The sequence below is a fragment of the Streptomyces sp. NPDC048434 genome (assembly GCF_043200375.1).
Taxonomy (GTDB): Bacteria; Actinomycetota; Actinomycetes; order Streptomycetales; family Streptomycetaceae; genus Streptomyces.
Genome location: NZ_JBICXQ010000029.1, coordinates 118,337 through 137,846, shown reverse-complemented (window position 1 = coordinate 137,846; position 19,510 = coordinate 118,337). Strand labels below are relative to the sequence as shown.

General features: G+C 68.9%; 17 protein-coding genes, 1 tRNA gene and 4 pseudogenes. 12 read left to right on the top strand and 10 right to left on the bottom strand.

All coding sequences use genetic code 11. The features are described from left to right. The first annotated feature begins 357 nt into the window (after window positions 1-357). The 3 genes from ACGFWI_RS30390 to ACGFWI_RS30380 all read left to right on the top strand — a co-directional run bounded on the left by ACGFWI_RS30390 (window position 358) and on the right by ACGFWI_RS30380 (window position 3,763). Window positions 358-1,632, top strand: coding sequence for a DNA polymerase III subunit delta' (locus tag ACGFWI_RS30390; protein WP_393909245.1), 1,275 nt, complete (start codon window positions 358-360; stop codon window positions 1,630-1,632). Between the two features lie 367 nt (window positions 1,633-1,999). Next, window positions 2,000-3,586: an alpha/beta hydrolase gene (locus tag ACGFWI_RS30385; RefSeq protein WP_393909244.1), complete on the top strand. Its 1,587-nt coding sequence runs from the start codon at window positions 2,000-2,002 to the stop codon at window positions 3,584-3,586. 103 nt (window positions 3,587-3,689) lie between these two features. Further along, window positions 3,690-3,763, top strand: a tRNA-Thr gene (locus ACGFWI_RS30380). A 131-nt stretch (window positions 3,764-3,894) separates the two neighbouring features. On the opposite strand, the pseudogene ACGFWI_RS30375 reads toward ACGFWI_RS30380, so the two are convergent. Both ACGFWI_RS30375 and ACGFWI_RS30370 read right to left on the bottom strand, forming a co-directional pair. After that, a pseudogene (locus tag ACGFWI_RS30375) lies at window positions 3,895-5,551 on the bottom strand (tyrosine-type recombinase/integrase). A gap of 12 nt (window positions 5,552-5,563) precedes the next feature. Continuing rightward, the gene (locus ACGFWI_RS30370) at window positions 5,564-6,052 is read right to left on the bottom strand and encodes a transcriptional regulator (protein WP_393909243.1); all 489 of its coding nucleotides are present in this window, start codon (window positions 6,050-6,052) and stop codon (window positions 5,564-5,566) included. Between the two features lie 33 nt (window positions 6,053-6,085). Here ACGFWI_RS30370 and ACGFWI_RS30365 point away from each other — a divergent pair. The 5 genes and pseudogenes from ACGFWI_RS30365 to ACGFWI_RS30345 all read left to right on the top strand — a co-directional run. Further along, a pseudogene (locus tag ACGFWI_RS30365) lies at window positions 6,086-6,705 on the top strand (serine hydrolase domain-containing protein); the annotation flags it as partial. A gap of 873 nt (window positions 6,706-7,578) precedes the next feature. Continuing rightward, a complete protein-coding gene (locus ACGFWI_RS30360; protein ID WP_393909242.1) occupies window positions 7,579-7,782 on the top strand; it encodes a cold-shock protein in 204 nt (67 codons plus the stop codon). Window positions 7,783-8,091: 309 nt separating this feature from the next. Next, window positions 8,092-9,561 carry a DEAD/DEAH box helicase gene (locus tag ACGFWI_RS30355; RefSeq protein ID WP_393909241.1) on the top strand — a complete coding sequence of 490 codons (1,470 nt, stop codon included), beginning with the start codon at window positions 8,092-8,094 and terminating at the stop codon, window positions 9,559-9,561. A 46-nt stretch (window positions 9,562-9,607) separates the two neighbouring features. Next, the gene (locus tag ACGFWI_RS30350) at window positions 9,608-10,012 is read left to right on the top strand and encodes a CBS domain-containing protein (protein WP_393909240.1); all 405 of its coding nucleotides are present in this window, start codon (window positions 9,608-9,610) and stop codon (window positions 10,010-10,012) included. 49 nt (window positions 10,013-10,061) lie between these two features. Then, window positions 10,062-10,370 carry an SCO5918 family protein gene (locus tag ACGFWI_RS30345; protein WP_393909239.1) on the top strand — a complete coding sequence of 103 codons (309 nt, stop codon included), beginning with the start codon at window positions 10,062-10,064 and terminating at the stop codon, window positions 10,368-10,370. A 105-nt stretch (window positions 10,371-10,475) separates the two neighbouring features. Here ACGFWI_RS30345 and ACGFWI_RS30340 read toward each other — a convergent pair. Further along, window positions 10,476-10,836, bottom strand: a pseudogene (locus ACGFWI_RS30340) (hypothetical protein). Between the two features lie 46 nt (window positions 10,837-10,882). Then, window positions 10,883-11,267: pseudogene (locus tag ACGFWI_RS30335) on the bottom strand (ATP-binding protein). An 869-nt stretch (window positions 11,268-12,136) separates the two neighbouring features. On the opposite strand from ACGFWI_RS30335, the gene ACGFWI_RS30330 reads away from it, so the two are divergent. Beyond that, window positions 12,137-12,472 (top strand): MerR family transcriptional regulator, encoded by a 336-nt coding sequence (locus tag ACGFWI_RS30330; RefSeq protein WP_393909238.1) that lies wholly within the window; start codon window positions 12,137-12,139, stop codon window positions 12,470-12,472. A gap of 247 nt (window positions 12,473-12,719) precedes the next feature. Next, window positions 12,720-12,923: a cold-shock protein gene (locus ACGFWI_RS30325; protein ID WP_030993638.1), complete on the top strand. Its 204-nt coding sequence runs from the start codon at window positions 12,720-12,722 to the stop codon at window positions 12,921-12,923. A 189-nt stretch (window positions 12,924-13,112) separates the two neighbouring features. Here ACGFWI_RS30325 and ACGFWI_RS30320 read toward each other — a convergent pair whose 3' ends face one another. Beyond that, complete coding sequence (locus ACGFWI_RS30320; protein ID WP_393909237.1) at window positions 13,113-13,613, bottom strand: hypothetical protein; 501 nt, start codon at window positions 13,611-13,613, stop codon at window positions 13,113-13,115. 325 nt (window positions 13,614-13,938) lie between these two features. On the opposite strand from ACGFWI_RS30320, the gene ACGFWI_RS30315 reads away from it, so the two are divergent. Next, the gene (locus ACGFWI_RS30315) at window positions 13,939-14,724 is read left to right on the top strand and encodes a hemolysin III family protein (protein WP_393909254.1); all 786 of its coding nucleotides are present in this window, start codon (window positions 13,939-13,941) and stop codon (window positions 14,722-14,724) included. Window positions 14,725-15,007: 283 nt separating this feature from the next. Here ACGFWI_RS30315 and ACGFWI_RS30310 read toward each other — a convergent pair whose 3' ends face one another. Continuing rightward, on the bottom strand, window positions 15,008-15,349 hold the full coding sequence (locus ACGFWI_RS30310) for a MerR family transcriptional regulator (RefSeq protein WP_393909236.1): 342 nt from the start codon (window positions 15,347-15,349) through the stop codon (window positions 15,008-15,010). 657 nt (window positions 15,350-16,006) lie between these two features. Between ACGFWI_RS30310 and ACGFWI_RS30305 the strand changes: the two genes are divergently transcribed. Next, window positions 16,007-16,411: an ATP-binding protein gene (locus ACGFWI_RS30305; RefSeq protein ID WP_393909253.1), complete on the top strand. Its 405-nt coding sequence runs from the start codon at window positions 16,007-16,009 to the stop codon at window positions 16,409-16,411. Between the two features lie 231 nt (window positions 16,412-16,642). Here ACGFWI_RS30305 and ACGFWI_RS30300 read toward each other — a convergent pair whose 3' ends face one another. The 4 genes from ACGFWI_RS30300 to ACGFWI_RS30285 are packed head-to-tail and all read right to left on the bottom strand — an operon-like array spanning window position 16,643 to window position 19,508. Continuing rightward, window positions 16,643-17,851 (bottom strand): ATP-binding protein, encoded by a 1,209-nt coding sequence (locus ACGFWI_RS30300; RefSeq protein ID WP_393909235.1) that lies wholly within the window; start codon window positions 17,849-17,851, stop codon window positions 16,643-16,645. A gap of 5 nt (window positions 17,852-17,856) precedes the next feature. Beyond that, entirely contained in the window at window positions 17,857-18,534 is a 678-nt protein-coding gene (cseB, locus tag ACGFWI_RS30295) for a two-component system response regulator CseB (protein ID WP_393909234.1), read from the bottom strand. A gap of 11 nt (window positions 18,535-18,545) precedes the next feature. Continuing rightward, window positions 18,546-18,992, bottom strand: coding sequence for a hypothetical protein (locus tag ACGFWI_RS30290; protein ID WP_393909233.1), 447 nt, complete (start codon window positions 18,990-18,992; stop codon window positions 18,546-18,548). Window positions 18,993-19,007: 15 nt separating this feature from the next. Then, window positions 19,008-19,508, bottom strand: a complete 501-nt coding sequence (locus tag ACGFWI_RS30285; RefSeq protein WP_393909232.1) for a hypothetical protein — start codon at window positions 19,506-19,508, stop codon at window positions 19,008-19,010. Window positions 19,509-19,510: the final 2 nt, after the last annotated feature.

The following is a 19,510-nucleotide window of genomic DNA, read 5'->3' as shown; positions in this document are numbered from 1 at the left end:
GATGCGCTCACCGATGCCGGGTTCCTCGTACCACTCCATGGCCACCCCCGCGGGAAGGACGTGCCGACCACGCTACGCCCGCGCACGGCGGCCCCCCCCCCCACAAACCCCCCCCCCCCCCCCCCCCCCCCCCCCCCGCCCCCCCCCCGCCCCCCCCCCCCCCCCCCCCCCCCCCCCCCCCCGTTTCCGGGTTCCGGAGGGTCCCCGTCCGGCCGCCCGGGGCCGGCTTCCGGATTCGTTTGTCAGTGGGTTGCACCACAATGGGTCAGGCGTGGAGCAATGCGTGGGGTGCGGCCGGGCACACACGCACCCCGCACGGCACGAGCAGAACGGCACGGACAGGAACGGCGGACAGCGATGGCGGTATGGGACGACGTGGTCGGCCAGGACCGGGTGACGGCGCAACTGGCCGCGGCCGCGCGCGATGCGGACGCCCTCATCACCGCGGAGCGTGCGGGACAGGGGCCCCGGCCCGGTGAGCGGCCGCAGCCGCCCGCCGCCCGCAGCGGCGCCTCCCAGATGACGCACGCCTGGCTGTTCACGGGCCCGCCCGGTTCCGGCCGCTCCACCGCCGCCCGCGCCTTCGCCGCCGCCCTGCAGTGCGTCAGCCCGGACCGCGCTGTCTTCGATTCCTCCCGCCCCGCCCAGGAAGGCGGCGCCCCCGGCTGCGGCTTCTGCGACGGCTGCCATACGGCCCTGGTCGGTACGCACGCCGACGTCGAGATCGTCCGTACGGACCTGCTCTCCATCGGCGTCAAGGAAACCCGCGACCTGGTACGCCGGTCCTCGCTGTCCCCGGCCGGCGGCCGCTGGCAGGTGATCGTCCTGGAGGACGCCGACCGCCTCACCGAAGGCGCCGGCAATGTCCTCCTCAAGGCCGTCGAGGAGCCCGCTCCCCGCACGGTCTGGCTGCTGTGCGCCCCCTCCGTGGAGGACGTCCTCCCCACCATCCGCTCGCGCTGCCGCCATCTCTCCCTGCGTACACCGCCGGTCAGTGCGGTCGCCGACGTCCTCGTCCGGCGGGACGGCATCGAGCCGCAGGCCGCCGACCGGGCCGCCCGCGCCACCCAGGGGCACATCGGCCGGGCCCGCCGGCTCGCCACGGACGAGCGTGCCCGCGCCCGTAGGACGGCCGTGCTCAAACTTCCGCTCCGCGTCGATGACATCGGCGGCTGCCTCAAGGCCGCCCAGGAGCTGATCGACGCCGCGGGGGAGGACGCCAAGCAGGTCGCCGAGGACGTCGACACCAAGGAGACCGAGGAGCTGCGCGCCGCGCTCGGCGCCGCCGCCGGCACGGGCGGACGCCTGCCGCGTGGCACGGCCGGCGCCATGAAGGAACTCCAGGACAAGCAGAAGCGCCGCTCGACCCGTACCCAGCGCGACAGCCTCGACCTGGCCCTGGTCGACCTCACCGGCTTCTACCGCGACGTCCTCACCCTCCAGATGGGCGCCTCGGTACCCCTCGCCAACGACGAGGTACGCGACAGCATCCACCGCATCGCCACCGCCTCGACCCCCGAACGAACCCTGCGCCGGATAGAAGCCGTGATCGCCTGCCGCGAGGCCCTGGACCGCAATGTGGCCCCCCTCCTCGCGGTCGAGGCGATGACGGCGGCCCTCCGCGCCGGCTGACCACCTCCCACCTCCCACCGCACCCCGACCCCCGCCGCTCGCCCGGCCCGCCCCTTCAAGGAGCCGCACACACAACGTTCCCGCCCGGATACTCTCCGTCCGAGTCATCGCCCGATGTCCGCCACCCGACATCCGCCACCGCCCTCACCGCCGGGCCCCAACTCCCCCCAGGCGGTCGACTCCCGGCCGCCACCACGCAGCAAGCACCCCAACCACCAGCACCCACAACGCCATCCCCGGCACCCACTGCGCCACCCGCACAGCACCGCCACCCGCACTCCACCTTCCAGGGACCGACACCGCACTCCACCTTCCAGGGACCGACACCGCACTCCACCTTCCAGGGACCGAGACCAAGGGACCGTCCATGGCCACCAGCCGCCTGCTCCGCACCTCCGCCGCGTTCCTCGCGGCCACCGCTCTGCTGATCTCCGGCTGCTCCTCGGGGAGTTCTTCCCCCGGCGCCGAGGCGTCCCCGGGCCCTACGACGGAGGCCGGTGCCCAGCGCCCCGCCGAGGCCGCGACCCTCGCGCCCCTCCCGGCCTCGACCCCGGCCGGCCTCCGGTCCTACTACGACCAGAAGCTGAGCTGGCATCCCTGTGGGGCGAGCGGGTTCGAATGCGCGACGATGAAGGCGCCGCTGGACTACTCCCGCCCCGGCGCCGGTGACCTCAAGCTCGCGGTGGCCCGCAGGAAGACCACCGGCCACGGCAGCCGGCTCGGCTCCCTCATGGTCAATCCGGGCGGCCCCGGCGGTTCGGCGATCGACTACCTCCAGCAGTACGCGCCACAGCCCGCCGCGGTCCGTGCGCGCTACGACATGGTGGCGATGGACCCGCGCGGCGTGGCCCGCAGCCAGCCGGTCGAATGCCTCAGCAACAAGCAGATGGACCGCTACACCCAGACCGACCAGACCCCGGACTCACCGGCCGAGGCCAACAAGCTCACCACCGCGTACCGCAACTTCGCCAAGGGCTGCGCATCCCACTCCGGGAAGCTGCTCTCGCATATCTCCACCATCGAGGCCGCCCGCGACATGGACGTGCTGCGCGCCGTCCTGGGCGACAAGAAACTCAACTACATCGGCGCTTCCTACGGCACCTTCCTCGGCGCGACCTATGCCGGCCTCTACCCCTCCCGCGTCGGCCGCATGGTCCTCGACGGCGCAATGAACCCGGAGCTCGACTCCCGCACCACCAACCTGGAACAGACGGCCGGCTTCAACACCGCATTCAAGGCGTTCGCCGCGGACTGCATCAAGCACAAGAACTGCCCCCTCGGCACCAAGAGCACCGAGGACGCCGCCAAGCAGCTCTCCGCCCTCTTCAAAAAGCTGGACACCCACCCGGCAGCAACCGGCGAGGACCGAAAGCTCACCGAATCCCTGGCCACCACGGGCGTCATCGCCGCTATGTACGACCAACGCGCCTGGCCCCTGCTGCGCGAATATCTCACCCAGGCCAAGGCCGGCAACGGCCGAGGGCTGCTCACCCTCTCCGACAGCTACTACGAGCGCGACCCGAACGGCTCCTACAGCAACCAGATGTACGCCAACCCCGCCGTCAACTGCCTCGACCTCCCCCCCGCCTTCACCTCCTCCGACCAGGTCCGCGCCGCCCTGCCCAGCTTCCGCAAGGCCTCCCCGGTCTTGGGCGAAAGCTTTGCCTGGGCCGCCCTGAACTGCACATACTGGCCGGTCAAGCCCACCGGCACGGCTCACCGCATCGAGGCCAAGGGCGCCGCCCCGATCCTCGTTGTCGGCACCACCCGCGACCCGGCCACCCCCTACGGATGGGCCAAGGCCCTCGCCTCCCAGCTCTCCAGCGCCACCCTCCTCACCTACGAGGGCGACGGCCACACCGCCTACGGCCGCGGCAGCAAGTGCATCGACACCACGATCAACACTTACCTCCTCACGGGCGCCGTCCCCCCGAAGAACAAGCGCTGCGAGTGACCCGCCTCACACCCCTTCACCCCGCTCCCCGCCCACCCCTGACCAGCTCCTAAACCGGTTACAGAGCACCCCTCTGCGATGTGTAGACTGGGCCGCGCACCACGCCGCCTTAGCTCAGTTGGCCAGAGCAACGCACTCGTAATGCGTAGGTCTCGGGTTCGAATCCCGAAGGCGGCTCTGTGGAAGCCCCGGGACTCACTCGCCGTGACCTGGGGCTTTTGCTTTTTTTCGGGGCATGGCGCGTCACACGGCCGGGGTGCCGTGGGAGGGCTTGCGTGAGCGATGCGTGAGCGGGGGCGCTCAGAGACCTACTTCTTGGGCTTCCGGAGCTTGGCCTTCTTGCCGACCTTGGGCTGGGCTTTCGCCTTGTTCTTCGGCTTGCCGCCCCTGTCCTTGCTGGCGTTCTTCGCCGCGGCCTTCTTGGCCTTCTCCTTCTTCGCGGCCTTGCGGGCCGCCTTCTCCGCCTCGGCCTTGCGCTGAAGTGGGACCAGCTTCGCCGTCGCCTCGGCGGCGCTCTTGCCGACCTGGGGCAGGACGCTCTGGTAGATGTCCCGTGTGATGCGGGTGTCGCTGTGCCCGAGCGTGTCCGACACGATCTTGATGTCGATGTCGGCGGCCAGCATGAGGGTTGCCACGCCGTGGCGCAGATCGTGCAGGCGGATCGGCGGGAGACCGGAGGCGGCGACGAGCCGCTCGAAGAGGTCGGTCACCTTGCCGGGGTGTAGCCAGGAGCCGTCTTCCTGGGTGAAGACATGGCCGGTCTCGCCCCAGGCCGAGCCCCACTCCTCGCGATTCGCATCCTGCCGCTCGCGGTGCTGCTTCAGGACGTTGACGGTGTCGTCGTCGAGCGCGACCACGCGGTACCCGCTGTCGGTCTTAGGGTCGGACGCCTCGACCTCCCATCCGTCCTGCACGAGTTGGGAGAGACGGTGAGGGAGTGGATGTCGAGGTTCGTTTCCGACCATGACTGTCCGCACGCCTCGCCTCGCCGCAGGCCGCGGAAGGCGATCAGATGCCACATCGCGTAGAGGCGATCTCCAGCGACGAAGTCGAGGAAGGCGCCGGTCTGTTGGGGCGTCCAGACCATCACGGGTGACGGCTCCTCGCCCCTCTGCTCCCACTTGGCAACCCGCTCATCCGTCCACACCAGGGCCTTCGGCTTGCGCACGGGATCGATCTCGACGTGGGCGGCCGGATTGAACGTGATGATCTGCTGCCCGATCGCGTCGTTCAGGGCCGCACGGAGGGTCGCCTTGACGTGCTGACGCGTGGCGGGGCCGGTGATGCGACGGAAGAGCGGCATCTCGTCGATCGCGGCCCTCATCGTCTTACGGCGGGTACGGTTCTCCACTCCCTTCCACGGTACGGTCGCCAACTCGTCGACCGCGGCTCGCCGCTGGGCGTTGTCCTCCAGGATCTGGGCGTTGGCTTCGCGGATGTCCGTGAACATCTCGCTGAGGTGGCTGACTCGTAGCCGGTCGAGGCGCCGGGTTCCGATGCGCGGCTTCAAGTGCACGCGGATGTCGGTCTCGTAGCGGTTGAGGCCGGACTTGCGTATGCGCTTGCCGGCCAGCCACCGGTCAAGCCACTCGCTCACCGTCAGACTGCCGATGAGGTCCTGGCCGGCGTTGAGACGCCGCCTTGTCTCCTCGACGTCAGGCAGAGGGGAACGCTCGCGGCTGACCTCTGCCAGCATCTCGGCGATGAGTTCTGTGCCCTCGGGGTCGTCGACTCGGCCAGCCCGAGGAGAGCGTGGATGTGGTCGAGGTCGGCCTGGGCCGCCTTGAGGCTGCCGTACCCGCCACGGGCGAATGACCGCCGGCTGCCGTCCTCTCGGGGCGAGAGCTCCTGGCGTATGGAGTAGGTGCAGTGGTTCCTGCTGTTGCGCTTGGGGCAGAAGCTGCCGAGTTCCTTGCCGGTCTTGGGGTCCCGGCAGGAGCAGCGGCGGTAGGTGGAGCCCTTCAAAGATCAGTCTCCTCAGTGGTGTCGGGGTCGGTTTCGGGGCGAGTCGATTGCGGCGGCAATGTCGGGCCACAGGTCAGGAGGCGTGACGCCCGCCTCCCGGATGAAGGCGCGGAGTCTGCGTAGACAGCTCTCGGCGTCGTCGGCCGCCTCGGCGGCACGTGCCTGGGTGCGGAGGGCATCGGCCTTCCGGTCGGCGGTCGGGGCGGACTTGGCGTGGTAGCGCGCGTACTCCTCGTCTCGTCGCGCGCTCCGCAATTGCTCCTCGGCAGCGTGGTGGGCGCGGAAGTAGCGGAGCATGTCGTCGTCCGCGCCGAGTTCGGCGTCCTCCCCGGTGAACCAGTGCAGGGCGTTCAGGGTGGAGGTGGGGTGCTGGAGCGGAAGTCGCTGCACGTCGTCGACGTAGCCGACGGGATAGACGAGGCAAATCGGGGGCGTGTTCAGCGCCTTGGCCAAGTCCATGACGTCGACCAAGGGCAGGTTGGAGCGTCGCCTGGACTCCATGTTGGCGATCACGTTGCGGGGGATCGGGTGCCCGAGATCGCCGCCCCACTCGGGCTGGACTTCTTCATCGGGCTGCCGGCGAGCGAACGCGACCGGGTCAGCCGCATGGGCACCGAAGGCCGGAGGTCGACTTCACAACCATGCCTCCAGAGTCGATCCCCGAAGAACTCCGCGAACAGGTCGCCGCCTGACGCGACCCGAATTCCTTCAGCAACAGGGCGTACGCAGTTACCGACCCGGCCGAGATCGACTTCAACTCCGCCGAAGTGCAGGCCGCGGAACTCCCGGCCTCCAACGGCATCGGCACCGCGCGGGGTCTAGCGCGCATGTACGCAGCGCTGATCGGCGAGGTGGAGGACTTCCGGCTCTTCAACCCGGCAACCCTCGTATCGGCGACCAAGGAGCAGGCCAACGGGAGGGACCAAGTACTGGTAGCACCCAGCCGGTTCAGCTCCGGCTACATGCTTCCCACCGAGGACAACCCCATGACCGGTCCGTGCTCCTTCGGCCACACCGGCCGAGGCGGCTCTCTCGGCTTCGCCGATCCGGAGCACGGAATTGCCTTCGCCTACGTCATGAACCACATCATCAGCGACCCTGACGATGTGCGTGCGGCATCGTTGGTCGACGCAGTGCGCATGTCACTGACCTGACGGTAGTCCCAGCGCAATGGGCTCAGCTCGCGCGGTGAGCCTTGTCGACGGTCTTCGCCAGGTGGGTATCGACAATCCAGGGTTGTCGGAGAGGCCCCGCAACGGCGCGGGGAGCGCGCCCACGCGGTGAGTGGCCGGAACACGGTGAGGGCTTGCTCTTCTGGACAGCCAAGCCGTGCCTGATGGCCACTGGCCGCTTCACCCGGGCGATCCAGCTAGCGAACGATGCGGCGGCCGTGATGCAGCGTGATTGTGCACCACGAGCGACAGGTACCTCTCGCTCCATGACACGGGCTTCCTCCTGGTGCCGTGGCAGCCTCCCGAGCCGAGGACCGGGCAACGACGCCGACGCTTCTTCGGGAAGCCGACGAAGCCGCGCAACGGCTGGGCGCCGACGCCAACCACCTGACGCCGAGCAAGTTGCCCCTGAGCAGGTTCCTCACCACGAGCGCCAGATCGTCGGCCTCAGCGCGACGTCTGAGCCGGCGTGCGCCATTTCCCCGCCCCTGGTGCGACGTGGCCTTCTGTGAGGTGAGGGAACAAGCCCGAACCGAGAAGGCGGGATTCCCGAATCGTTGCACCCCAGGTGCATCAATACCTGTCCCCGCGAGAGGAGAGTTTAACGGACCATGCAGTGAGAGTTTTTGCCGCAACGAGCAGAGTGGAATTATCTAACCTACGCAGACCCTGGAGGCGTGCTACTGTCGATCTCAGTTGCGGTTGTGGTTCCCAAAACTTCAAGTGCCCCACTCGGCTCCTCCCTGTGGGAGCGCTTTTGTATTTCCGGTCAATTTTCCGGGCGGGGTAATCATTGCGGCGACACGGCGTCCGCGCAGTGCGGAGGCCGATGTACTGCCCCCAAGGAGATATGACATGGCTGCTGGTACCGTGAAGTGGTTCAACGCAGAAAAGGGATTCGGCTTCATCGAGCAGGAGGGTGGCGGCGCTGACGTGTTCGCCCACTTCTCGAACATCGCCGCCCAGGGCTTCCGCGAGCTGCTCGAAGGTCAGAAGGTGAACTTCGACATCGCGCAGGGCCAGAAGGGCCTGACGGCCGAGAACATCGTTCCGGTCTGACGCTGACGCGCATTTTGTAGCTGGGGCCCGCATCCTTCGGGGTGCGGGCCCCAGCTACACGCATTTCCCGCAGCAGTTTCACCTCTGAAGAATCCACAGCTCACCACACGTGGCTCCTCCTTCAGAATGCAGGCGCATCCTGAAGAGCTACACCGCGGATATCGCGTCCCCCATTTAAGCACCTGTGCCCGCGCAGATTCCCACTGGCCATATTTGCTTTCTTTTGCCATCGGCCCATAGCAGTAATTCCCCGTGCCGCTCATCGCTGCGGGAATTCCTTGATATGCGCCGCATCGAGGAAGGTTCCGCATGAACCGCACACACACGAACGACCGCTCCGCCCGCGCCCGTAATGGAAGTGCCGACGCCAGAAAGGACGGCAGCCGCTTCGGCTCGCCGGCCCGTTCCGGTGGTTACGGCCGCCGGCCCGCCACAGTGCAGCGTGAGTTCGCGCTCCCCAAGACGATCACCCCCGCGTTGCCCGGCGTTGAGGGCTTCGCCGAGCTCGGCATGCCCGAGCAGCTACTGGCCGAACTCGGCAAGCAGGGCGTGAGTGCACCGTTCCCGATCCAGGGCGCCACGCTGCCGAACTCCCTGGCGGGCCGCGACGTCCTGGGCCGCGGGCGCACCGGTTCCGGCAAGACCCTCGCCTTCGGCCTCGCCCTGCTCACCCGTACCGCCGGACAGCGGGCTGAGCCCCGCCAGCCGCTGGGGCTGATCCTCGTACCGACGCGAGAGCTGGCGCAGCAGGTGACCGAGGCGCTCACTCCGTACGCCCGCTCCGTCAAGCTGCGGCTGGCCACGGTGGTGGGCGGGATGTCGATCGGCAAGCAGGCCGGCGCGCTGCGAGGTGGAGCCGAGGTCGTCGTCGCGACCCCGGGCCGACTCAAGGACCTCATCGACCGTGGCGACTGCAGGCTGAACCACGTGGGTGTCACGGTGCTGGACGAGGCCGACCAGATGGCTGACATGGGGTTCATGCCGCAGGTCACCGCGTTGCTGGACCAGGTCCGCCCGGAGGGGCAGCGGATGCTGTTCTCCGCCACCTTGGACCGTAACGTCGACCTGCTGGTGCGCCGGTACCTGACCGACCCCGTCGTGCATTCGGTCGACCCCTCGGCCGGTGCGGTCACGACGATGGAGCACCACGTCCTGCACGTCCACGGCGCCGACAAGCACGCCGCCACGACCGAGATCGCCGCCCGCGACGGCCGCGTGATCATGTTCTTGGACACCAAGCACGCAGTCGACCGCTTGACCCAGGACCTGCTCAACAGCGGGGTACGTGCCGCCGCGCTGCACGGCGGCAAGTCGCAGCCGCAGCGCACCCGGACCCTGGCCCAGTTCAAGACTGGACACGTCACCGTGCTTGTGGCGACGAACGTCGCGGCGCGCGGCATCCACGTCGACAACCTCGACCTCGTCGTCAACGTCGACCCGCCGACCGACCACAAGGACTACCTCCACCGCGGAGGCCGTACCGCCCGCGCGGGCGAGTCCGGCAGCGTCGTCACGCTCGTCACACCGAACCAGCGTCGCGGCATGGTCCGTCTGATGGCGGACGCCGGAATCCGGCCGCAGACCACCCAGATCCGCTCGGGCGACGAGACCCTGAGCCGGATCACCGGCGCCCAGGCCCCGTCCGGCATCCCGGTCGTCATCACCGCACCGGTGGTCGAACGCCCTAAGCGCAGCGCCTCCTCCCGAGGCCGACGCCGCCCCTCTTCGGCGACCCGGCGCACGCCCGCACGCCAGTCCGTCTTCGACGCGGCGGCCTAGAACCTTCGTGATCAGGAAGCTGACCCATCTCTGCAGGAGGCACCTTTTGACGCTGGTTCAGATGCAGCCCCGCCCGGCGAGCGCCGACCCCGTGCGCAGGACGCTGGTTGAGGTGATGGACGCGGCCGGCCTGCAGGTCTGTGACGACATGAGTGTCGAGGTGGCGCTGTCCGTCATGGCCGCCGCCCGCACGGGCCGACTGGTCGTCTGCGACCAGGACGGCCAGTGCACCGGCCTGGTCACCCAGACCGAACTCACCGCCGTCCGTGACAGCTCCGCTTACACGGACCGCGTCCGCCTGCGCGACATCCTGGGCGAGCACGGGTGGTTCACCTCACCCGTGGCCACGATGGCCGAAGCCGAGCGCGCGATGTGCCGCCTCCGGCTCGGTGCCCTGCCGGTGGTTGACGAGCAAGGCAGCGGTCTGGGCATCCTCGCCCCCTCCCGCTGAACCGCCTCACCCTGGTCGGACCGTTCTCCCCTTCTCCCTGTGAGGCCACATGCGCTGCGTCATCGCCCGTTTCCCCTTCGAGCTCACCAAGAGCGGCGTGCTGGAATCGATGAAGGGCATCAAGCCCGAACCGGGCACCGGCGAATCCGTGATCATCGGCCGCCGCCACTACCCCGTCAAGCAAGTCGGCCAGGTCGTCACCCGCCAGGACCGACGTGACTTCAGCGCCGCCGAAGTCCTCCGGGCCATGACTCAGCTCGGCTTCACCTGCCGCACCCTCGCCACAGCCACCCCTGTACGCATGCTCAGCCCGCTCCAGCAAGCTTCCGCGATGCTCGGCGCCCCCGTATCCGTCTGACCGAGGGACAGGTAGAGGCCGGCACCTGAACAGCAGTGTGGGCCCGACCGGCACGTGCCGGTCGGGCCCACACTGCTTGCAACGGGTCCCTGTCGCAGTGCGTGCTCATCGGTCGGAATAGCTGAAGTCGCCCACGGTCCAGCCGCTGACGTCCTCGATCGCAACGCGGTACATCCCGCCCGTCTCCGGGATCCCCACTGTGCCCTGCAGGATCCGGGCGACATGGAAGTGCAGATGCGTGGGAGGCCCGTCCTTCTTAGCGGGGGCAAGGAAGACGGCGGAGAACTCTCCCAAGCAGTCCGAATCCGTCAGGACCTCCGACACCCTCAGCCTCCACACTGCTTCGGGAGCCAGCCGACCCGTGATGACAGCACCACCGGTGACCACGGTCAGGGACATCTGATTGCTCTGCCCCGGACTCCACCAGGGCGACGACGCCAATGAGCAGCTCGTCAGGCTTCGACATGAGGCAGCTTATATTCGCCGGCCATCCGGCTGCTTAAGCGGCGACGCTACTGGGCAAGACGGCCGCTCACGGTCTTGCCGCCGGAGGCCCGGCGGGTGACCGCGGTGACACGGGTAAGACGGTTGGCCATGGGCCAGCCGCCCCCGGCGCCGCCGTTCAGGTCAGGGGGCGCATACACGGCGCATGCGGGCTGCAGCCATGCATGGTCACCTCGATGCTGTCCGGGTGCGCGGGCAGGCCCAGGGTGCCGGTGCCGCCGCCGTGGCGCAGAGCGTTGGTGACGAGCTCCGAGACGACCAGGACCACGGTGTCGGCGGCCTCGGCCGCGATCGGGTGTACGAAGCGGTCGAGGAAGTCTCGGGTTGCTCGCGCGCGCCGGCGACGGATGCCGTGGACCGGGCGGTTGCGACGCCGATGCTCATCGTGTCCATCAGGTCGCCTTGGTCTCTGGAGCGTCCGTACCCCGTCCTCTCCGCGTGGTGCTTGTGCCCCGGCCTGCGGCGGTTGACCCGGCAATGACGGCCTCGCGCCTGCCTCGCCGCTGTTCGAGGTCGATTACCTCACTGCCGAACACGCGGAAATCTATGTCGACCGGAGTAGACATTGGGCTGTGGTGTGGTTATGGTTTCTCTCGTAGCCCAGAGAGACAGCAGGGCCTGGCAGAGACGAACTGCCGGGCAGCAGTACCCGCAGTTGCAGTTCGCAGGACGGTGCGGTGGTGGAGTTCCGAAGCCAGGGTTGTTGCAGGAAGGCGACGGGACTGACGGCCGGACCGGGTGGCCCGCAGCGATCAGGGGCTGCCGTGAGCAGGACCGCAGTTAGCGCAAGTGCAGTACCCGTAAGTGCAGTTCGCAGTACCCAGCAGTGAAGTCAGTGAGCAACACCTCGATGAAGGCGTCGGCTGCGGGCGCGCGCATCGGGAGGTTCGGTAGCGGGGTTCTAAGCCAGAGCAGATGCAGGACGGGCGACGGGGCTGGCTGCCGAAGAGTGGCGCTGTGTAAGGCCACCAGCAGTACGCAGATCCATTTGATAAGTGATTGGTTCAGAGGGAAGAACGGAGGAGTTGCGCCATCAGGATCGCCCGGGCAGAAGTTTTGAGCCCGGGTACCGCAGGACATCGATAGTGAGGTGGTCTCCGGTCAAGCAACCGCGATCCCCGCACCCCCGGCAGCAGCTCGGTCGGGCCAGCGGAAACAGAAGGCCGGCGCAGGACTAGGGTCGGCAGATGGTGTAGCAGTTCCTTCGGGGCCCTGGTGCATATGGCACCAGGGCCCCTCCATGCGTTCCACAGAGAGGTGCAATGACAGCAGACGACTCGTTCGGACGTCTCGATGACGACGACTACCCCGCCTACACCATGGGCCGGGCCGTCGAGATGCTCGGCACCACCCAGGGCTTCCTCCGTGCCCTCGGCGAAGCCCGCCTCATCACCCCGCTGCGCTCCGCGGGCGGCCACCGACGCTACTCCCGCTACCAACTGCGCATTGCCGCCCGCGCCCGGGAACTCGTCGACCAGGGAACCCCCATCGAGGCTGCCTGCCGCATCGTCATCCTTGAAGACCAACTCGAAGAAGCCCAGCGCATCAACGCCGAACACCACCGCGCCGCGGGATCGTCCAATCCGCCCGTGGCCTGAGGCAGTGCGCCCGCCGGGCACCGGCGGGCCCCGCACGCACGTGTCGGGGTGTGACGCGCGGCTCGCTTCCTATGGTGACAGAGTGTGCGGACGTGTAGCGTCTGCGTCAGCTGTCATGGTTCGGAAGTTACCCTTCGCCCACGTCTTCGGCGTGGGCGTTCTGCTGTGCTGTGCTGCAGGAACCAGGGCGATCACCTCCGCCTTCCGCACGTTGCGGGAGGCGCGCATCGGCTGGAAGGCATGGGACATGGCCAGGGGAACTGTGAAGTGGTTCAACGCGGAGAAGGGCTTCGGCTTCATCGCCCAGGACGGCGGCGGCCCGGACGTGTTCGCCCACTACTCCGCGATCAATTCCTCGGGCTTCCGTGAGCTCCAGGAAGGTCAGACCGTGACGTTCGACGTCACCCAGGGCCAGAAGGGCCCCCAGGCCGAGAACATCAACGCGTCCTGACCTTCCGGTCCCTGCCCGAGGGGTCGCGCACACCGCGGCCGGTAGCTGCCGCCCCCCCCCGTGCGGGCAGTGCTTTGACCGGACAGGGGGCGTGCTCTCGTGCCGGGGGGCGACGGAGCCTGTCATGCGCAGGGTCGAGGTCGCGTAGCCATGGCTGCGCGCCCCGGTCTGTCGAGGAGGAGCGGACCTTTAGATGCTCGTCCAGGCTTCGAGGAAGGCTTTCCGTCCAGCGGAATCGTCCGACCTGCGGTCGGCGTGCAGGACCCGCCAGGCGGTGAGTTCCAGATCGCGGAGCCACAGTTCTCCGATGACCTGTGTCTTGAGGTCGGGAAGATGGTCGGACTCGGCGAGGACTTGACCGATCACCTCCCCGGCTGCGACGCGTTGGGTCGGAGTCATCTCATCGACAGCCGAGAGGATCTGTCGGGCCAGGGCGGTACCTTCGCCTGCCGGGGATTGCGCCACCTCAGCCTTGATGTTGGCGGGTAGCAGGTAGGCGGTGCCCGAGGACCTCCACAGGTCCGACCAGAAGCGCTCGCCTGCCTCGGTGGGGGCAGGGAGCGCGGCCAGCAGTCCGAGGAGATGGGCGATGGCCGCGTAGCCACCGGAGTGGGCAGCTGCGACGACTGCGATGTCGGCGACGCGCTCCACATCGAGATGGCTGGCTTCGAGGTCTGCAGCCAGGCCCAATTGGTGTTCCAACTGGTCTGTTAGGGGGGCGGATACGTGGGGGCGGACCTCAGGAAGCATCGGCGATCTTTGCGGGTAGGCGAGCGGAGATTGCCCGTTCGGAAGCCCTGACCGTTCCCACGACCAGCCGATCCACTCAGGTTCGGGAGGCCCAATTCGCGGCGGGACCGACGGACCGGAGTCCACGCGGCGGCGAGAGAGCCCACACCCGGCGAGATGCGCCTGGCTTTCGGCCTGACCTCTCGAAGGGCTGTCCTGCGAGGTCTCCTAGCATGGGCGCATGATTGCCAGTGACGCCCAGGAGCCCGGTGGAGGACGGGAAGCCATGTCCCGTGACGCTGCTGAGGCCGAATGTGTCCACGTCGCGTCAGCGCGTGGAGAGCACCGCGAGGTAGGGCTGCCCGGCGGATCACAAGGTGACGGTGCAGCAGAAAATGGTCACTCGGTTGCCGCTCTGGTGGAGCAGGCGTCCGACCTGGCCGAATCGATCAAGCCGAGGTTGCGTGGCTGGCTCCATGCCGGAATGGTCCCCGCCGCACTGATCGCAGGCATCGTACTCGTCTGCCTGGCTCGCACCCCACAGGCCGCCTGGGCCTGCGCCGTGTACGCGGTCACCGCGTTGCTGCTGTTCGGGACGAGCGCCATTTACCACCGGGGCACATGGGGGCCGCTCGGCGAGGCTCGTCTGCGACGTCTCGACCACGCCAATATTTTCCTCATCATCGCCGGCACCTGCACCCCCCTGGCCGTGCGCCTACTGCCACCGGACCAGAGGTCCGTGCTGTTGTGGATCGTGTGGGCGGGCGCGTTGGCCGGCATCGCGTTCCGGGTCCTGTGGGTCGGAGCCCCGCGCTGGCTGTACACCCCGTGCTACCTGGCCCTGGGGTGGGCGCCGGTGCGCTACCTGGCCGACTTCCTGCACACCGGCGGAGTGGCCGTACTCGCCCTGGTCGTGGCCGGCGGTCTCCTCTACAGCGTGGGCGCGGTGGTCTACGCCCTCCAGCGCCCCGACCCCTCACCTCGCTGGTTCGGCTTTCACGAGGTGTTCCACGCCCTGACGGTGGCAGCCTTCACCGCGCACTACATCGCCATTTCCCTCGCCGTCTGCTGACCACAGCGGTGTGCCGGCTCGTGGGCCTCGTCGGTCCCATGTCCCGATGGCCCGCCCGGCCCCGATGAATCAGAGGCGCGGAGCCCCGGACGCTGCCGCAAGGTCAGGGGACACCTCGACCGCGGTGCTCAGGCCGGTTGGCGTCAGGCTGACGGCGAAGAGCTCCGGCGACGAAATCGACGGAACTCGTCCGCATGGCTGCTGTGAGTCGGGCTGTGACGCCGGCGTGTCCGACGCCGACCGAACGTCCCCGGGGCGTGGCGGCGTGCGCGGGAAGCGGAGTTCAGGCCTCGGTCTCGTCGAGGCGGGGCCCGGAGGGTGCCGCGCGCAGTTCTTCGTTGATGCGCTGAGCTTCGTCGAGCTGGTCTTCGAGGATGACGATGCGGCAGGCGGCGTCGACGGGGGCTCCCTGGTCGACGAGTTCGCGGGCGCGTGCGGCGATACGCAGCTGGTAGCGGGAGTAGCGGCGGTGGCCGCCCTCGGAACGCAGAGGCGTGATCAGCTTGGCCTCACCGAGGGCCCGCAGGAAGGCGGGGGTGGTGGCGAGCATTTCGGCGGCTCGACCCATGGTGTAGGCCGGGTAGTCCTCGTCGTTGAGACGGTCGTGAGAGATTTCTGCGGTCATCTGCACCTCTGATCGGGGAATGCATCGTGGGGCCCTGGTGCCGAACACGCACCAGGGCCCCGAGGGATTTGGACACCATCTGCCGGCTTACTGCGGTGCCGGCCTTCTGTTTCCGCACCGTCGCCCGGGAGAGGGCGGGGAGTGCGGGGATCGCGGATGCGTGACCGGGGACCACCTTCCAATCCGGGGCCTGCGGTACCCGAGCGGCTCACTTCCTCGCCCGGGCGATCCTGATGGCGTCTGCCTCCTCCTCTTCCTTCTGTCGACCTGCTTGCTACTGCGGATCCTGCGGCTCTGCTCGCGGCCCCGGGGGCCGCCCGGCCCGGCAGTCAGTCGCGGGGCCCACGTGCATACCTTTCGGCCCCGCGACTCCACTGCCGTGCCTCTTCTGGCACTGCACGCACGGCAGTTCGACCTCTGCCGCGCCTTTCGATCTCTTGGCTACGACGGAAAGCCTAACTCCCGTTGGGGCGCATGTCTACCGCTGCCATGACAGATTTTCTGTGAAGGTGATGGTCGACCTTCTATCGGCCACGTTTGATGGAAACGGCGCCAGGAAGCGCGTTGCCGGGGTGTGGGAACCGAGAGGGCGGGCACACTGCCTGCCACGGCAAAAGGCGCAACAAATCACAGGTGGGGTGTACGCGCATGAACGGTATGAAGATCACCAGCGCCCCTCATCCCGTACCGACCGTGGTGCGGGGCGAAAGCCCGGACAGCATCCACCGGGCCCGCGAGGCGACCCGCGCATTCACCGACAACCTCACCCCAGTGCCGGATCCCGAGCGCGCGGACACCTTCCTCCTGGTGGTCTCCGAACTCGCCACCAACGCACTGCGCCACGGCGGTGGCCGGTACACCCTCCAGCTCTTTGCCGGCCCGGACACGCTGACCGCCGCGGTCAGCGACCTCAGCTCAGCGGCTCCCCGCGAACGCACACCTGATCTCAACGGCGGCGGTGGTGGCTTCGGCTGGCACATGATCCGTCACCTCACCAGCCACCTGGCCATCACACCCGCCTCCGGGACCGGCAAAACCATCCATGCTCAACTCTCCTGGTAGCGGCGCCCCGTGGTCCCGCTACCGGGGGCTTGGCCGGACTCGGGGCTGTGGCGAGGGCCTACCGTACGAGGACGGAGGTCGGTGGATCATTAGCGGATCGCCCAGGTCAGCAACATCTGACCTGGGCTTTTTCCACGGAGCCGCCTTCGGGATTCGAACCCTTTTTGTTGTGACCGGGGGTGTGGGGGACCGGATGGTGTGTGAGCACCGGGCGTCGGTGCCGCGGGTCCTTCACGAGCTTCGCGGCGTCAGGTCCACGACCGCCAGCGCGCCGCCGCCCAGGGGGTTTTCGTAGGTCACCCGGGCGTTCAGTACCCGGGCCTGGCCGGTGACGATGGTGAGGCCCAGGCCGATGCCGGAGCCTCGTTCGCGGGCGCCGGTGCGGAAGCGCTGGGGGCCGTGGGTGAGGAGTTCGGCGGGGAAGCCGGGGCCGTGGTCGCGTACGCGTACCGCCGCGCCGTCGACTTCCAGTGTGACGGGTGGGGCGCCGTGGAGTCGGGCGTTGGTGATCAGGTTGGCCAGGATGCGCTCGACGCGGCGGGGGTCGGTCGTCACGGGTGCTTCGTGGTGGACCGTTACCTCGACGTCCCCGCCCGCCAGGGTGGCGGCACGGTGCGCCAGGGCGCTCGGGAGGATCTTCTCGTGCTGTGCCTGCTCGACGCCCGGGACATCGAGCCGGGCCACCTCCAGGACGTTCTCGACCAGGCTGCGCAGGGTGTCCACGCCCCCGCTGACCAGTTCGGCCGGGCGGCCGGGCGGCAGGAGCCCGACGGCGGTCACCAGGCCGGCCACGGGGGTGCGGAGCTCGTGGGCGATGTCGGCGGTGACCTGCCGTTCGGCCGCCAGGCGGGCGCTCAGGGCATCGGCCATGGTGTTGACGGCGGCGCCGAGCCGGGCGATCTCGTCCGTGCCCTTGGGGCGGACCCGGTCCGTCAGATCGCCGTCCGCGATCCGCTGCGCGGTGTCAGCGGACGCGGCGATACGCCGTCCCGCGCCGGCCGCCGCGACGATGCCCAGCACACAGCCGACCGCGGTCACGGACGCGCCGGAGCCCCACAGGACCCGGTCGAGGTCGGCGAGGGCGCGGGCCTGTGGGGCGTAGGAGCGCCGGACGGCGAGGATGTCGCGGCCGCTGCGGGTGGCGGCCCACAGCACCGGGGCCCCGGAGCCACCGGTGTTCTGGAGGCAGGTGGCCCGTACGGGACGGTCGGTGACGGTCCTGCGGAGCGCGGCGGGCAGGTCCCGTGGATTGACCAGGGCGCCGCTGTCGATTCCGGAGGCGTAGGCGCTGACCGCCTCGACGAGCCGGGCGTCGACCACATGGGCCGCGTTCTTCCGCTGGTCCTCAACGGTGAGCTGGTGGACCAGCAGCCCGATGAGCGTGGCGACGATCGCGGCGGTCCCGGCGATGATCAGGGCGGTCTTGGTGCGCAGTCCCATGGTGGTCAGGGTGCGAGTTTGTAGCCGAAGCCGCGGACGGTGACGATGCGGCCGTGGCCGATCTTGGCGCGCAGCCGTTGCACATGGACGTCGACGACACGGGGATCGCCACCGCACGCGTAGTCCCACACGCGCTCCAGCAGAGTGGTCCGCGAGAGCACGACTCCGGGCTCGGCCGCGAATTCCAGCACCAACCTGCGCTCGGTGGGGGTGAGTTCGAGCAGCCGCCCGGCCCGGTGGATGTCCATGGAAGCGGTGTCCACCGTGAGATCGCCGAACCGCAGCAGCGTCTCGTCCTCGTGCGGGCCGGTTTCGGTGAAGTCGGTGGTGCGGCGCAGTGCCGCGCGTATGCGGGCGACGAGCACCGGTATGTCGTACGGCTTGGTGAGGTAGTCGTCGGCGCCCGCTTCGAGACCGAGGACGACATCGACCGGGTCGGTACGGGCGGAGAGCATCAGCACCGGCAGCCGGCTCACCTCGCGGATGCGGCGCACCACGCTGACTCCGTCGAGGCGGGGCAGCATGACGTCCAGGAGGGCGACATCGGGGGCGCGGTCCCGGAACTGTGCCAGCCCGGCGTGGCCGTCGGCGGCCGTGCGCACCTGGTATCCGTAGCGCTCCAGGGACAGTTGGGTGGCCTCCCGGAGCAGGGGGTCGTCCTCCACGAGCAGCACATCGGTCATCGCTTGCCTTCCTAGGGCTCGGGGACGGGCAGCTGGACCTCGCGCAGCTCGGCTGCCTGGTCGGGTGGGAGGCGGGGGGCCCGTACGACGGCGCGGGTGTAGTACGAGACGTTCTCGCGGTGCTGCAGGCGGCTGAGTTCGACCGTGGCGGGATACCCGTTCGCGGGGCAGTGCGGGATGCACCACATGCCCTCCGCCCGCCCGGTGGCAACGGCCTTCGGCTTTCCCCAGGAGCGCCAGCTCAGCCGGGAGACCGAGGAGAACTCGGTGAGGGCGAATCCCGTGGGGCGGGTCAGCGGGTGGCCCAGGGTGTCGGAGACATAGACCGGGCCGGAGACCTGGGTGGGGCTGGGTGCGGGGCCCTCGACGTGGGGCTGTTCGGGGTTGCCGCGCCCGGTGAGGCCCACGGCCGTCAGCACCAGCGCGAACACCGTGGCCACGGCCGTGGGCTTGTTCATCGCGAGGAGGTCCGGTCAGCTGGTGGCGAGGGGGCGCTTGCCCTGGAGGTCCTCCGAATCGTACGCACCGGAGCCCCCGGCGAGCTTCAGGGTGAAGGAGGAGAAGACCTTCTTGCCGTGCACGGTCTTGGGGTCCGAGAGCGTGAGGGTCGCCTTCAGCGGCTTGTCGAGGCAGGTGTCGAGGCACCAGGCGCCGGTGACCTGACCGGTGGCGACCGCCTTCTTCGCGTCCCACTGCTTCCAGTTGAGGCCCTGTGCCGAGGTGAACTCGGAGAGCACCAGGTTCTTGGGGCTGCGCTCGGCGCGGCCCTTGTCCGCGTTCTCCTCGCCGTAGTGGTTCATGACGTAGGGGGTGTGGGCGGCGCGGACGGCACTTGTGGTGTGAGCGGCCTGCGCCGAGGCGGTGGCGGCGTTCGCCCCGTTGGCGGTGGCGAAGGTGCCGAGGACGGCGACGCAGGCCAATCCGGCGGCTATGGCCGTCTTGTGGCGCCGGGTCATGCTGGGGGTGCGGTTCATGG

Coding starts and splice junctions, on each gene's coding strand:
- ACGFWI_RS30385 (WP_393909244.1), top strand. CDS start 2,000: ATGGCCACCAGCCGCCTGCTCCGCACCTCCGCCGCGTTCCTCGCGGCC.
- ACGFWI_RS30355 (WP_393909241.1), top strand. CDS start 8,092: ATGAACCGCACACACACGAACGACCGCTCCGCCCGCGCCCGTAATGGA.
- ACGFWI_RS30305 (WP_393909253.1), top strand. CDS start 16,007: ATGAAGATCACCAGCGCCCCTCATCCCGTACCGACCGTGGTGCGGGGC.
- ACGFWI_RS30325 (WP_030993638.1), top strand. CDS start 12,720: ATGGCCAGGGGAACTGTGAAGTGGTTCAACGCGGAGAAGGGCTTCGGC.
- cseB (WP_393909234.1), bottom strand. CDS start 18,534: ATGACCGATGTGCTGCTCGTGGAGGACGACCCCCTGCTCCGGGAGGCC.
- ACGFWI_RS30360 (WP_393909242.1), top strand. CDS start 7,579: ATGGCTGCTGGTACCGTGAAGTGGTTCAACGCAGAAAAGGGATTCGGC.
- ACGFWI_RS30300 (WP_393909235.1), bottom strand. CDS start 17,851: ATGGGACTGCGCACCAAGACCGCCCTGATCATCGCCGGGACCGCCGCG.
- ACGFWI_RS30285 (WP_393909232.1), bottom strand. CDS start 19,508: ATGAACCGCACCCCCAGCATGACCCGGCGCCACAAGACGGCCATAGCC.
- ACGFWI_RS30310 (WP_393909236.1), bottom strand. CDS start 15,349: ATGACCGCAGAAATCTCTCACGACCGTCTCAACGACGAGGACTACCCG.
- ACGFWI_RS30315 (WP_393909254.1), top strand. CDS start 13,939: ATGTCCCGTGACGCTGCTGAGGCCGAATGTGTCCACGTCGCGTCAGCG.
- ACGFWI_RS30290 (WP_393909233.1), bottom strand. CDS start 18,992: ATGAACAAGCCCACGGCCGTGGCCACGGTGTTCGCGCTGGTGCTGACG.
- ACGFWI_RS30390 (WP_393909245.1), top strand. CDS start 358: ATGGCGGTATGGGACGACGTGGTCGGCCAGGACCGGGTGACGGCGCAA.
- ACGFWI_RS30370 (WP_393909243.1), bottom strand. CDS start 6,052: ATGGAGTCCAGGCGACGCTCCAACCTGCCCTTGGTCGACGTCATGGAC.
- ACGFWI_RS30345 (WP_393909239.1), top strand. CDS start 10,062: ATGCGCTGCGTCATCGCCCGTTTCCCCTTCGAGCTCACCAAGAGCGGC.
- ACGFWI_RS30330 (WP_393909238.1), top strand. CDS start 12,137: ATGACAGCAGACGACTCGTTCGGACGTCTCGATGACGACGACTACCCC.